The following is a 13,980-nucleotide window of genomic DNA, read 5'->3' on the forward strand; positions in this document are numbered from 1 at the left end:
CTAAGCGGCGTCGAAAAGCGCGGGCAAATTGGAGGCAGTAACCACGCACAGCGGCTGCTGGTTCGGGTTCCCGTGCTCGGTGATGATGACCAAGCGGGGGAGTGTGCGCTCGTTGCCGGGCGAGGTGAGCGCGTGAATGACCTCGACTGCAGTGGCAGTGCGCGGCATGAAGATCGCGTGGTCTTTGGGCTCATTGTGGGAGAGGATCTCTCCGACGGGCTTGGCGCTAATGGTGTCGTCTTCAGCCAGGTCCTCAGCGAGCCAGCGAGCGATGGTGTTCGTGGTGAGGACACCAATGCACTGGCGGTCGTCGTAAACGGGGAACTGGGAGATACCGGTGTCACGGATGACGCGCAGGGGCTCGTGAATGTCGTCATCGGGTGAGAACGTGATCACGTCCTGGTGGCCGAGGACGTCGATGGCCAGCGGGGGATCGAGAAGCTGGTCGCGGATCCGCTCGATCTCCGCGACCGTCTCCGCCAGCGGCTCGGCGATGGGGCGGAAGTCCTGCCACTCACCATGGCTAATGGCGTTGCGGAGGCTGGCGAACTCTTTCAGGTCGTTGGCCTGGGCGGGGGTGACAATGTTCTTCTTCTCCGCCTTGGAGACCATCCAGTTGAAGCTGTCCGACTTCTTCGCGTCCAAAGCGGTGCGGAGAAAGCTCTCAATGTCGTTGAAGGCGGCCATGAAGGGGACGGCACGGTTGGTGGGTTCGCTCATAACTACTCAGTGAAAGGGGTCTACTTGTAGGCGCCGCGGTTTAGGGTGTCGCACTGGGACATGGAGCCGGAGTTGTAGCCGGCGAGGAAGAGCTGCTGGCGCTGCTCGGATGAACCGTGGGTCCACGCGTCAGGGTTGACCTCGCGGCCCGACTGCTCCTGGATGTGGTCGTCGCCGATCGCGCGGGCGGTCTGGACTGCCTGTTTGACCTGCTCTTCAGTGATCGGTTCTAGCATGGTCTCCTCGCCCTTGTCGGCGCGGGATGCCCACACACCGGCGTAGCAGTCGGCCTGCAGCTCAATGGCGACCGCAGCAGAGTCTTCGCCCGGGTTGTTGTAGTCACTCAGGCCCAGGGTGCCTTCGAGGTTCTGAAGGTGGTGGCCCCACTCGTGGGCGACGACGTACATCTGTGACAGAGAGCCGTCGGAACCGCCCATGCGCTCGAGCTGGTTGTAAAAGCTCACGTCAATATAGATCGTCTTGTCCCGCGGGCAGTAGAACGGGCCGGTGTCAGCGCTGGCGAAACCGCAGCCGGTCTGTACGTCGCCTTCAAACATGCGCATGTTCGGCATGGAGTAGTCGATGCCCGCCTGCTCCGGCAGGACCCCGCCCCAAATGTTGTTCAAAGAATCTGCGGTGGCAGCAGCGCGGCACTCCGGAATCTCGTTGACAGCACCTTCGCGCTGGCACTGAGCCAGGTCGAAGCCGTCACCACCCTGCTCGCTGTGCTGGCCCTGGCCTTGCGGGGCGGGCGATGTACCGCCGCCACCGCCCCCGCCGCCCAGCAAGAGGAACAAAGCGACGAGGACCAGGGTGCCCAGTCCGCCGCCGCCAACCATGATGGGCATACCGCCACCGCCACGGCGGCCGCTGCCGCCGGAGGTGCTTACACCTTGACCCGTCGGGGTGACACCGCTCTTGAACGTCATACGTGAATTGTGCCACAGCATCGCGCCACTGCTGCCGTGAACTGCCACAGCACCGGGTCATAGTCGACGCGAACCGTGGAGAACAGCCGTTCGTGGGAGTGGTCGGGCCATTGGGTAGACTCGCGGGAGTTAAACGCAATCGTTCAAGCTTGAAACGTGGAAGGACGTGGAGTACACCGTGCTGCGCACTCACCTTGCGGGAGATCTCCGTAAAGATATGGACGGCCAGACCGTCACCCTCACCGGCTGGGTTGGTCGTCGCCGTGACCACGGCGGCGTGATCTTCATTGATTTGCGTGACCGTTCCGGTTACGCGCAGGTGGTCTTCCGTGAGTCTGATGTCGCTGAGGCCGCTCATGACCTGCGCAGCGAGTTCTGTGTCAAGGTCACCGGTGTGGTGGAGCCGCGTCCGGAGGGCTCTGCGAACCCGAACCTGGCCTCTGGTGAGATCGAGGTCAACGCCACCGAGCTTGAGGTGCTGTCCAAGTCTGCGGCGTTGCCGTTCCAGGTCGAGGACTTCTCCTCGGGCGAGGTCGGCGAGGAAACGCGCCTGCGTTACCGCTACCTGGATCTGCGTCGTGAGCGCCAGGCCGAAGCCCTGCGTTTGCGCTCGAAGGCTAACAAGGCTGCACGCGACGTGCTGAGCAAGCACGAGTTCGTGGAGATTGAAACCCCGACGCTGACGCGTTCCACCCCGGAAGGTGCCCGTGACTTCCTCGTCCCGGCCCGTCTGCGCCCGGGTTCCTGGTACGCGCTGCCGCAGTCGCCGCAGCTGTTCAAGCAGCTGCTCATGGTGGCCGGCATGGAGCGCTACTTCCAAATCGCGCGCTGCTACCGCGACGAGGACTTCCGCGCTGACCGCCAGCCGGAATTCACCCAGCTGGATATTGAGGCCAGCTTTGTCGACCAGGACGACATTATTGAGCTCGCCGAGGAAATCGTGGTGGAGCTGTGGAAGCTCATCGGCTACGAGATCCCCACACCGATTCCGCGCATGACCTACAAGGAAGCGATGGAGAAGTACGGCTCCGACAAGCCGGACCTGCGCTTCGACATCGAGCTGGTGGAGTGCACCGACTTCTTCAAGGACACCACCTTCCGCGTCTTCCAGAACGAGTACGTCGGCGCCGTCGTCATGGAGGGTGGTGCCTCCCAGCCGCGCCGCCAGCTCGACGCTTGGCAGGAATGGGCAAAGCAGCGCGGTGCCAAGGGCCTGGCGTACATCCTCATCGGGGAGGACGGCGAGCTGTCTGGTCCCGTGGCAAAGAACATCACCGACGCCGAGCGCGAAGGCATTGCCGCGCACGTGGGCGCGAAGCCGGGCGACTGCATCTTCTTCGCCGCCGGCGACACGAAGTCTTCGCGTGCGCTTCTCGGTGCCGCTCGCGGTGAGATCGCCAACAAGCTCGGGCTTATCGACGATGACGCGTGGGCCTTCACCTGGGTCGTCGATGCCCCGATGTTCGAGCCGGCAGCGGACGCCACGGCATCCGGCGACGTCGCATTGGGCAACTCCCAATGGACGGCCGTGCACCACGCCTTCACCTCGCCGAAGCCGGAGTACCTGGACAGCTTTGACAAGGAGCCGGGTGAGGCTCTGGCCTACGCCTACGACATTGTCTGCAACGGCAACGAGATCGGCGGCGGCTCGATCCGTATCCACAACCAGGATGTGCAAAAGCGCGTCTTCGACGTCATGGGCATTGGTGATGAGGAAGCACAGGAGAAGTTCGGCTTCCTGCTCGACGCTTTCTCCTTCGGCGCTCCGCCCCACGGCGGCATCGCTTTCGGCTGGGACCGCATTGTCTCTCTGCTGGGCGGCTTCGACTCCATCCGCGACGTCATCGCCTTCCCGAAGTCCGGCGGCGGCGTCGACCCGCTGACGGACGCTCCGGGACCGATTCCGGCTGCACAGCGCAAGGAGACCGGTGTCGACTTCAAGCCGGAAAAGAAGCCGACTGAGGCTGCTGCGGGCGCGGGCGACGAGGTGAAACTCGGCGACGAAGCGTCCCTCAATGAAGCAGGCACGCCCGGCCAGTAGCGAGGGCACACGCCATGTTGGACCAGCAGCAGATCATTGCCGTCGCCGAGGCGGTGCTCACGCAGCGCTACGGCGGGCAACAGCACCTGACTGAACCGGAGGAACTCTCTGGCGCCAGTGGCACGGTGGTGCTGCGACTGCGTGTGGCCAACAACCCCTTCCTGTCGTACCGCTCCGTCGTGGTCAAGTACTCGCCACAGACCGATGATCCGATCGATGACGCTGCTTTTCTGCGGGAAGTGGTGGCGTACCAGTTCACAACGTCGTTAAGCGAAGAAGCGCGTCCGGGGCCCGTGATGCTGGGCTACGACCTTGAGCAGCACGCGATCATTCTCACCGACTCTGGCGACGGCGACACGCTGGCGACCTTGCTGGAAAACTCGGACGAAGAGCAGCGCATTCGGCTGTTGCGCAACCTTGGCACGTCGCTGGGCAAGATGCACGCTGGCACGGCAGGCGCGGAGCTGAGCTTCAATACTCTGCTGGCCCGGATGGTGCGCGCGAGGGACGGTGCCCGCGAGATTCAGGCGATGCGTGAATCGATGCTGGAAAACCGCATTCTCGACGGCTTGGAGATCGTCCGCCGCGCTGGAATTGATGTTCCCTCGGACGTCGCCGACATCGCCGACACGGTGCAGGTGCACATGCTGCACGGCGATTCGCGCGCGTTCACGCCGTTCGATCTCTCGCCAGACAACATCATTTTCGCCGACCGCACTCAGTTCCTCGACTACGAGTGGGCCGGGTTCCGTGACGTCATCTTCGACGTAGCTGGTGTCATCGCTGGCTTCCCGCAGTACATTTCCGCCCGCCCGATCAGCGAGACGGAGACAAAGGTGTTCCTGGAGGCCTGGATTGCCGAGGTCGCCGGCGTGTGGCCGGCGTTGCAGAACACCGAAACACTGCACTCCCGCATTACAGCTGCGCTGGTTGGCTGGGCGTTCTTCAGTGTCTCGCTGCTGTACCTGGACGGCGAAGAGCCGCGCGGAACGACGCGTTACGGCGGCGGCTGGATCATGGCGGACAACGGCAACTACGAGCTCGTTCAGGATCCTGAGGCGCTGGAAGAAGACGTGGAGCGTGGCGCGAGTGTGTTGCGTTCCCCAGCCCACACCGACTTCACCGCGGTGGAGAAAGCGATCCGCCGCGACATCGGCGATGCTTTCTCTGCGCTGGCGTGGTACGCCGCAGCCGGTGACACACCGCGTAACGCCGTCATCTCAGATTTCGCCTCTCACGTCGCGGACCGGTTGAAGTGACACAGGGAGGGCTGTTCTCCGACCCCTCTGACGCCGCGGCGTCCGCAGGGGAGCGCGGCACTGCGTTCTTCGAGGCTGGGGCGTCTGCGCCGCTGGCAGCACGCATGCGCCCGCGCACGCTCGATGAGCTCGTTGGACAGGACCACTTGCTCGGTGAAGGCCGCCCGCTGCGCCGTCTCGTCGAGGGATCGGGTGAAGCGTCCGTGATTCTCTACGGACCGCCCGGCACGGGCAAGACTACGATCGCCTCCCTCATCGCGGCGGCGATGGGGCAGAACTTTGTCGGTTTGTCGGCGCTGTCGTCGGGTGTCAAGCAGGTGCGCGAGGTGCTGGACGGCGCTCGGCGCGATCTCGCCCGCGGCCAGCGCACAGTGCTGTTCATTGACGAGGTCCACCGTTTCTCCAAAACACAGCAGGACGCGCTGTTGGCCGCGGTGGAAAACCGCACGGTGCTGCTTGTCGCGGCGACCACGGAGAACCCTTCGTTCAGTGTGGTGGCGCCATTGCTATCGCGGTCGCTGTTGCTGCGGCTTGAGTCGCTTTCCGACGCTGATATTGCCTCCGTCCTCGACCGCGCCGTGTCCTCGGAACGAGGTCTGAATGGATCGGTGACCTTAGAGCCTGAGGCGCGGGAGCAGCTGGTGACGCTCGCCGGCGGCGACGCCCGCCGCGCGCTGACGTACCTTGAGGCCGCCGCAGAAGGGGCCGATGGAACGATCACCGCTGATGTGGTTTCCCGCAGCGTCGACCGCGCTGTGGTGCGCTACGACCGTGATGGCGATCAGCACTACGACGTCATCTCCGCCTTCATCAAGTCCATCCGCGGTTCCGATGTCGATGCTGCCTTGCACTACCTCGCCCGGATGATTGAGGCAGGGGAGGACCCGCGGTTCATTGCCCGCCGGCTGGTCATTCACGCCTCCGAGGACATTGGCATGGCCGACCCGTCCGCGCTGCAAGCAGCCACCGCGGCGGCTGAGGCCGTGCAGTTCATCGGCATGCCGGAGGGGCGATTGCCCTTGGCGCAGGCCACGATTCATCTCGCGACAGCGCCGAAGTCGCCGTCGGTCATCAAAGCGATTGACGCCGCGCTTGCTGATGTGCGCGCTGGCAAATCCGGGACCGTCCCACCCCACCTGCGCGACGGCCATTATGAGGGGGCTAAAAAGATCGGGAACGCGGTGGGGTACGTGTACCCGCACGACGATCCACGCGGTGTGGTCAAGCAGCGCTACATTCCAGAGGAGCTGGACGAAGCGCGATACTACGAGCCCACCGGGCACGGCGCCGAAAAGCGCATCCAGGACTACGCCGAGCGACTGCGAGGAATGGTCCGCGGGTAAAGTAGCTGGACGAGAAAAGTCCAACGACCCGCAAAGGACACGTCTGTGCAGACCCACGAAATCAGGGACCGCTTCACCCAGCACTTCGTCGACGCCGGCCATATCCCGGTGCCCAGTGCCTCGCTGATCCTCGACGACCCAACCCTGCTGTTCGTCAACGCAGGCATGGTGCCGTTTAAGCCGTACTTCCTCGGCCAGCAGACCCCGCCGTTCGAAACCGGCACGGCCACGTCCATCCAGAAATGCGTGCGCACTTTGGACATTGAGGAAGTGGGCATTACCACCCGCCACAACACGTTTTTCCAGATGGCGGGCAACTTCTCCTTCGGGCAGTACTTCAAAGAGGGAGCGATTGAGCTGGCGTGGTCGCTGCTGACCAATAGCCAGGCCGACGGTGGCTTCGGCCTGGACCCCGAGCGCCTGTGGGTGACGGTGTACACCGAGGACGATGAGGCTGCTGAGATCTGGGAGAACAAGATCGGCGTGCCGGCAGAGCGCATTCAGCGGATGGGCATGGAGGACAACTTCTGGTCCATGGGTGTGCCCGGCCCGTGCGGCCCGTGCTCCGAGATCTACTACGACCGCGGGCCCGAGCACGGCAAGGAAGGCGGTCCGATCGCTGACGACAACCGCTACATGGAGATCTGGAACCTGGTCTTCATGGAGTCCATCCGCGGCGAGGGCGACAAGAAGGGCGGCTTCGAGATTCTCGGTGAGCTGCCGAACAAGAACATCGATACCGGCCTGGGTATCGAGCGTCTCGCCTGCATCCTGCAGGGTGTGGACAACGTCTACGAGACTGACTTGCTGCACTCGGTCATTGAGGCGACGGAGAAGCTCACCGGCACCACGTACGGTGCGGGGGGTAAAGAAGGGGAGCTTTCTGACGTCCGCTTCCGCGTCATCGCCGATCACTCCCGCACCGCCATGATGATCATCCTGGACGGTGTCACGCCGTCGAACGAAGGCCGCGGTTACATTCTGCGCCGCTTGCTGCGCCGCATTGTCCGCTCGGCACGGCTGCTCGGCGCGCAGGGCAACACCATCGAGACGTTCATGAACACGATCATGGACACGATGGCCCCGTCTTTCCCGGAGATTGAGCAGAACCGCGAGCGCATCCTGCGCGTCGCCGTCAACGAGGAAAAGGCCTTTCTGAAGACGCTGGAGTCCGGCACCCACCGTTTCGACGAAGCCGCTGCGACCGTCAAGGGTTCCGGCCAGACCGTTCTGCCGGGCGCGCAGGCGTTTGAGCTGCACGACACCTACGGCTTCCCGATTGACCTCACCCTTGAGATGGCCGCCGAAGCTGGCCTCGAGGTGGACATGTCCGCGTTCGACGCTGCGATGAAGGAGCAGCGCGACCGTGCCAAGGCTGATAGCAAGGCTAAGAAGACGGGAAATATCGACGAGTCGCTGTACCGCGAATGGGTCGACGCGCACCCCACCGAGTTCGTTGGCTTTGACACTCTTGACCATGACTCGAAGGTCATCGGGCTGGTCCGCGGCGGTGAGAAGGTCGGTGAGGTCGGCCAGGGTGATGAGGTCGAGGTCATCCTGGACATCACCCCGATGTATGCCGAGGGCGGCGGCCAGCTAGCTGACCGCGGCCGCATTGTCGTGGGCGACACCGTCCTGTCCGTGCACGACGTGCAGAAGGTGGGCAACAAGAAGCTCTGGGTCCACAAGGCGACCGTGGAAAACGGCGGCCTCGACCTGGGACAAACAGTGCGCACGGAGGTGAACCCGACGTGGCGTCACGGCGCCCGTCAGGCGCACACCGCCACCCACCTCATCCACGCCGCGCTGCGCCAGGTGCTCGGCCCGACCGCTGTCCAGGCTGGGTCGATGAATAAGCCGGGCTACCTGCGCTTCGACTTCAACTACACCGATCAGCTCACCCCGGCGCAGCTCGACGAGATCGCAGTCATTGCCAACCAGGCGGTGGACGCTGATTTCGCTGTCAACACGTTTGAGACATCTCTTGAGCGCGCGAAAGAGATGGGAGCGATGGCGCTGTTCGGTGAGAACTACGGTGATGAGGTCCGCGTCGTGGAGATCGGCGGCCCGTTCTCCATCGAGCTGTGTGGCGGCACCCACGTGGAGCACTCGTCCCAAATCGGCCCGGTGGCTGTGCTGGGTGAATCTTCCGTCGGTTCCGGTGCGCGCCGTATTGAGGCCTACTCGGGCATGGATTCCTTCGCGTACTTCTCCAAGGAAGCAGCACTCGCTAGCGGCCTGGCAGAGGAGCTGAAGACCCCGACCGAGCAGCTTCCAGAGCGCATCGCCCAACTCACTGAGCGCCTGCGCGCGGCGGAGAAGGTGATCGAGAACCTGCGCAAGAAGGAGCTGGCGAACCAGACCGGCGAGCTGGTCAAGCAAGCGGAGACGATCGGGGATATCAAGTTTCTCGCCGTGAAGCTTCCGGACGGTCTCGGTGGCGGCGACATGCGCACCATGGCCACCGACCTGCGCGGCCGCTTGGGCAGCGATCCGGCTGTCATCGTGCTGGCATCTAGCACCGACGGCAAGGTGCCGTTCGCGGTGGCGGCAACACCGGGTGCCGTCGATAAGGGCATCAAGGCTGGTCAGTATGTTGGCATGTTCGGTGGCTATGTCGGCGGCAAGGGCGGAGGAAAGCCGGACCTGGCGCAGGGATCCGGTTCCGACGCCTCCGGAATCGAGGCTGGATTCACGGCCCTGCGTGAAGAAATCGGAAAAGTATAAGCTAGGGTGCTGTTAGGTCACAGATCGATCACGACACTGACAACATAGGAAAGACACTGCGCTCTCCGTAGTTTCCATAGCAATATTGAGGTCCACGACATGAAGATCCAGCCGGATACCCCCGGGGCCGACGATCCCGGTCCGGGGCGCCGCATCGGCATCGATGTGGGCACTGTTCGGATCGGTGTGGCTTCTTCTGACCGGGATGGTCTGTTGGCCACCCCGGTGGAGACTGTGGAGCGCGTGACCGGTTTCAAAGACCGCGATGGCGCGGACATTGACCGCTTGCTCGACATCATTAGCGAATATGACGCTGTAGAGGTCGTCGTTGGATTGCCGCGCGATCTGAAGGGAAACGGTTCCGCAAGCGTCAAGCACGCCAAGGAGATCGCTTTCCGGATTGGTCGCCGCAACCCGGACGTTCCTGTCCGCTTCGCAGATGAGCGGCTCACCACCGTCGAGGCGACCAACGCGTTGCGCTCGTCTGGGGTGAACGCCCGCGACGGCCGTGCTGTGATTGATCAAGCAGCCGCTGTGGCTATTCTCCAATCGTGGCTCGACGGCCGCGCTAATCAGCTCAACCTCAAGGAGACGACAACGTGAGCTCGGCTAGGACTTCCCAAGGGCGCACCCGCGGCATCGCGGTGCTGGTGGCATCGATTCTGCTCATCATCGGAGCGATCGTCTACATCGCCGTTGCACGCTCGATGTCTAACGGCGGCGACTTCCAAGGTGCCGGCAACGGTGTGGAGAAGGTCGTCGAGATCCCCGAGGGCACGACGCTGAGCCAAATGGGCCCAGCGCTGCAAGAGGAGGGCGTGGTCCGCTCTGACCAGTCTTTCCAAGCTGCGGCAATGTCGACCCCGGACGCCGACAGCATCCAGCCCGGTTTCTACCGTCTGCAGGAGAAGATGAGTGCTGAGGCTGCTGTCGCAGCACTGCTCGACCCCGCCAACAAGATCGACTTGCTGAAGATCCCGGGTGGTTCGACGTTGATGGATGTCCGCGTTGTCGGTGGAGACACGCGATTCGGAATCTACTCCAACATCTCCACAGTCACCTGCGGCCCAGACGGCGATGCCGAGGGCTGCGTGAGCGCTGAGCAGCTTCATGACGTCGCTGCCAACGCCGACCCTGCCTCCCTCGGCGTGCCTGAGTGGGCGATCCAGCCAGTCGAGGCGCGCAAGGGCGACCCGAAGCGTCTCGAGGGCCTTATCGCTCCGGGCGAGTACATCGTCGACCCGAGCGCTGACGCCCAAACGATTCTCACTGATCTGGTCACCCGCTCGGCCGACAAGTACAACAGCACCGACATTGTCAGCCGTGCCCAGGCGATCGGCCTGAGCCCGTACGACCTGCTCGTCGCTGCCTCCCTCGTGGAGCGCGAGGCGCCGGCAGGGGAGTTCGACAAGGTTGCCCGTGTCATCCTCAACCGCCTCGACGAGCCGATGCGCCTCGAGTTCGACTCCACCGTCAACTACGACCTGGAATCCGTGGAGCTGGCCACCGGCGACTCTGACCGTCAGAGGCAAACGCCGTGGAACACCTACGCTAAGGACGGTCTGCCGGAGACACCGATTGCCTCTCCGTCGGATGAAGCAATTCACGCGATGGAGCACCCGGCTGACGGCGAGTGGCTGTTCTTCGTCACGATCGACCACGACGGCACCACGATCTTCACCAACACGTTCGAGGAGCACCAAGCTGAAGTCCAGAAAGCCTACGACTCCGGCATTCTCGACTCCCAGCGCTAGACCATGAGCACTGCGATCACTGGCGGTAGCGAGGCCACGAGCAAGGCCGCTGTTCTGGGCAGCCCGATTGAGCATTCGCTCTCGCCGGTGCTTCACAGCGCAGGATACGACGCCGCGGAACTCACGGGCTGGTCTTACGAACGCATCGAGTGCACCGCTGAGCAACTGCCGGGCATCGTCGGGGGAGCAGACAGTTCCTACCGCGGATTCTCCGTGACCATGCCGGGCAAGTTCGCCGCACTCGAGTTCGCCGACGAGGCGACGGAGCGCGCGCGGGCGATCGGTTCCGCGAACACGCTCGTCCGCCTGGACGACGGTCGCTGGCGCGCCGACAACACTGACTGTGAGGGCATCGACGGAGCGCTCGACCAGCTCGTCGGGCAGGCGCGCATCGGACACGCCATTGTCATCGGGGGTGGCGGGACCGCGCGGCCGGCGTTGTGGGCGTTGGCGCACCGCGGCGTCGATAAGCTCACCGTGCTCAACCGCACAAACCGCAGCGAAGAATTGCTGCCGCTGCTGCGGGAGACCGGTGCCAGCGCGGAGGCGGAGTTCCTGGACTTTGAGCGCGACCTCGAGCCGATTTCGCTCAGCGCAGACCTGATTGTGTCTACGGTTCCGGCTCACGTGATCGAACCGCGGGTCAAAGAGCTCGGCCACGCACCGGTACTCGATGTCATCTACGACCCGTGGCCCACACCGTTGGCCACGGAGGCGGCGTCGAACGGCCACCTCACCGTCGGTGGACTGACGATGCTCGCCTGCCAGTCGTATTCGCAGTTCGAGCAGTTCACCGGCATCCCCGCCCCGCGCGCGGACATGCACGAAGCGCTCATGCGCCACGTCGGGTGGATCTCACCAACCGGGGTCAAACGTCTCGGCGGTTAGTTTCATGGTGGCGGGGGGAATTGTTGCGGGGGTCTGGTCAATTGCGCTCGCGCTTTACGACGTCTCACAGCGCCGCCTCCCAGACTTTCTCACCCTTCCAGCAGCCGCGCTGGCCTTGATCTTCTGCGTGTTCTACCCGCAAGGGTTGTGGGGGCTTGCGTGGCCGGCGCTGTACCTTCTCCTTGCTGTACGCGGCAGCTCCGACCGAAGCACTGACGCTGGCATCGGCGGCGGAGACATCAAGCTCGCGGTGCCCCTGGGGGTCGCCCTCGCCGGGGTGGGAGGTGCGCTCGCGGTGCTCGCCGCTATGCTGCTGGCAAGTGCGCTGACCATCGTTTTCTTGCTGATCAAGCGCCTGCCCGACACTGCGCACGGGCCGTCCATGCTGGCGGCCGCGTGGATAGCGGGGCTTGCATGCACGGGCAGTTGGTCTTTATGAGACAATGCCTCCATGCTTCGTTGGACTACTGCAGGTGAATCCCACGGTCAGGCTCTGATCGCGATGATCGAGAATATGCCGGCCGGGGTGCCCGTCTCAAAAGAAGAGATCGGTTACCAGCTGGCCCGCCGCAGGCTCGGATACGGCCGCGGCGCACGCATGAAATTCGAGCAGGATGAACTGACCCTTCTCACCGGCATCATTCACGGCAAGACGATTGGCAGCCCGATCGCCGTCATGATCGGTAACACCGAGTGGCCAAAGTGGACGACGATCATGTCGGCCGAAGCACTCGACATGCAAGATCCGGAGGTGCAGAAAGCCATGAACTCCGGCCGGGGCGCGGCGCTGACCCGCCCACGCCCGGGCCACGCGGACTTCTCCGGTATGGTCAAATACGGCTTTGATGCGGTTCGGCCGGTGTTGGAGCGCTCGTCGGCACGCGAAACGGCCTCGCGCGTGGCAGCCGCCGCGATCGCGCGCTCGTTCTTGCGGGAGGTGCTTGGCGTCGAGGTTTTCTCGCACGTCATCTCCATTGGCCAGTCGCAGCCGTACGACGGCCCGCTGCCCAACTTCGACGACCTGGAGCGGATCGACGCTTCTCCCGTCCGCGCCGCGGGTGAGGCCGCCGAGCAGTCCATGATTGCGCAGATTGAAGCCGCGAAGAAGGACGGCGACACTCTTGGCGGCATCGTCGAGGTCATCGTCGACGGCCTCCCGATCGGCCTGGGCTCGCACGTCTCAGGCGATACTCGCCTAGACGCGCAGCTCGCAGCAGCGCTGATGAGCATTCAGGCGATCAAGGGCGTCGAAGTCGGTGATGGTTTCGAGGAAGCCCGCCGCCGCGGCTCGGAAGCGCACGACGAGATGGTGCGCGACGTGCAGGGCGTGCACCGCACGACGAACCGTGCCGGCGGCCTGGAAGGCGGCATGACCAATGGTGAGGCGCTGCGCGTGCGCGCCGCGATGAAGCCGATCTCCACGGTGCCGCGCGCGCTGAAGACGCTCGACATGGTCTCCGGCGATGAAGCCACTGCGATCCACCAGCGTTCTGATGTGTGCGCGGTGCCCGCTGCGGGCGTCGTCGCAGAAGCCATGGTCGCGCTCGTGCTCGCCCGCGCCACGCTGGAGAAGTTCGGCGGTGACAGTGTCGAAGAAACCAAGCGCAATGTCGAGGCCTACAAGCAGTACGTCTTGGAGCGCCTCGCGTTCGGGGACGGTGAGAACAACAATGACTGATCCGACCGCTGATTCCCAGCGCCCGGCAAAGTTCCCCGCCACAGCTGGCACCCCCACGCCCGGAAACATGCCGATGAGCAACGCCTCATCCGACCCGGCGGACATGAGCACGATGGATGAGCCCGTGGTGCATGCCTCTCCGCGCGTCGTCCTAGTTGGCCCGCCCGGAGCAGGCAAGTCGACGATCGGCCGCCGGTTAGCGCGCGCCATGAATCTGCCGCTTGTGGACTCCGACGAGCTCATTGCCAAAGGCGAAGGAAAGCCCACCGGCGAGGTGTTCTCAGACCTGGGGGAGGAGCGCTTCCGTGCAGTGGAAGCAGAGTACGTGGCTCGCTCCCTGGCCTCCGGTGGTGTGGTCAGCTTGGGCGGCGGTGCCGTGCTCACAGAGTCCACCCGCAGGCTGCTCGCAGCCCACAACGTGGTGTGGATCGATGTCTCCGTGGAGGAGGGCGTGCGCCGCACGGCGGGCAACGATTCCCGCCCGGTCCTCAAAGCAGACGACCCCGAGGCGCACTACCGCGCTCTATTAGAAGCCCGCGAACCGTACTACCGCGAGGTAGCTATGCACCGCGTGCGCACCGACTCGCGTCCGCCGCAGCGTCTCGTGGCCGAAATCCTCGCGCTCATCGAATCGCGCTAAC

12 protein-coding genes are annotated in these 13,980 nt (G+C 64.0%); 10 read left to right on the forward strand and 2 right to left on the reverse strand.

All coding sequences use genetic code 11. The features are described 5' to 3' along the window. On the reverse strand, window positions 1-720 hold the full coding sequence (locus tag KBX19_RS04080; RefSeq protein ID WP_255995319.1) for a CBS domain-containing protein: 720 nt from the start codon (window positions 718-720) through the stop codon (window positions 1-3). Between the two features lie 20 nt (window positions 721-740). Then, window positions 741-1,649 (reverse strand): neutral zinc metallopeptidase, encoded by a 909-nt coding sequence (locus tag KBX19_RS04085; protein ID WP_255997565.1) that lies wholly within the window; start codon window positions 1,647-1,649, stop codon window positions 741-743. Between the two features lie 178 nt (window positions 1,650-1,827). Between KBX19_RS04085 and aspS the strand changes: the two genes are divergently transcribed. The 10 genes from aspS to KBX19_RS04135 all read left to right on the forward strand — a co-directional run bounded on the left by aspS (window position 1,828) and on the right by KBX19_RS04135 (window position 13,979). Then, on the forward strand, window positions 1,828-3,690 hold the full coding sequence (gene aspS / locus KBX19_RS04090; protein WP_255997702.1) for an aspartate--tRNA ligase: 1,863 nt from the start codon (window positions 1,828-1,830) through the stop codon (window positions 3,688-3,690). A 14-nt stretch (window positions 3,691-3,704) separates the two neighbouring features. Then, window positions 3,705-4,949 (forward strand): phosphotransferase, encoded by a 1,245-nt coding sequence (locus KBX19_RS04095; protein ID WP_255997567.1) that lies wholly within the window; start codon window positions 3,705-3,707, stop codon window positions 4,947-4,949. Continuing rightward, on the forward strand, window positions 4,946-6,292 hold the full coding sequence (locus KBX19_RS04100; RefSeq protein ID WP_255997569.1) for a replication-associated recombination protein A: 1,347 nt from the start codon (window positions 4,946-4,948) through the stop codon (window positions 6,290-6,292). Before KBX19_RS04095 ends, KBX19_RS04100 begins: the two co-directional genes overlap by 4 nt. 45 nt (window positions 6,293-6,337) lie before the next feature. Next, window positions 6,338-9,019 carry an alanine--tRNA ligase gene (alaS, locus tag KBX19_RS04105; protein WP_255997571.1) on the forward strand — a complete coding sequence of 894 codons (2,682 nt, stop codon included), beginning with the start codon at window positions 6,338-6,340 and terminating at the stop codon, window positions 9,017-9,019. Between the two features lie 99 nt (window positions 9,020-9,118). Continuing rightward, window positions 9,119-9,622 (forward strand): Holliday junction resolvase RuvX, encoded by a 504-nt coding sequence (gene ruvX, locus KBX19_RS04110; RefSeq protein ID WP_255997573.1) that lies wholly within the window; start codon window positions 9,119-9,121, stop codon window positions 9,620-9,622. Further along, window positions 9,619-10,773, forward strand: a complete 1,155-nt coding sequence (gene mltG, locus KBX19_RS04115) for an endolytic transglycosylase MltG (protein WP_255997574.1) — start codon at window positions 9,619-9,621, stop codon at window positions 10,771-10,773. The genes ruvX and mltG overlap by 4 nt, the downstream gene beginning before the upstream one ends. A gap of 3 nt (window positions 10,774-10,776) precedes the next feature. Then, window positions 10,777-11,661 (forward strand): shikimate dehydrogenase, encoded by an 885-nt coding sequence (locus KBX19_RS04120; RefSeq protein ID WP_255997576.1) that lies wholly within the window; start codon window positions 10,777-10,779, stop codon window positions 11,659-11,661. A gap of 4 nt (window positions 11,662-11,665) precedes the next feature. Beyond that, entirely contained in the window at window positions 11,666-12,100 is a 435-nt protein-coding gene (locus KBX19_RS04125; protein WP_255997577.1) for a prepilin peptidase, read from the forward strand. Between the two features lie 12 nt (window positions 12,101-12,112). Beyond that, complete coding sequence (gene aroC, locus KBX19_RS04130; RefSeq protein ID WP_255997579.1) at window positions 12,113-13,339, forward strand: chorismate synthase; 1,227 nt, start codon at window positions 12,113-12,115, stop codon at window positions 13,337-13,339. A gap of 103 nt (window positions 13,340-13,442) precedes the next feature. Continuing rightward, window positions 13,443-13,979, forward strand: a complete 537-nt coding sequence (locus KBX19_RS04135) for a shikimate kinase (RefSeq protein ID WP_255997703.1) — start codon at window positions 13,443-13,445, stop codon at window positions 13,977-13,979. Window position 13,980 lies beyond the last annotated feature (1 nt).

Source organism: Corynebacterium sp. CCUG 71335 (assembly GCF_024454075.1).
GTDB lineage: Bacteria > Actinomycetota > Actinomycetes > Mycobacteriales > Mycobacteriaceae > Corynebacterium > Corynebacterium genitalium.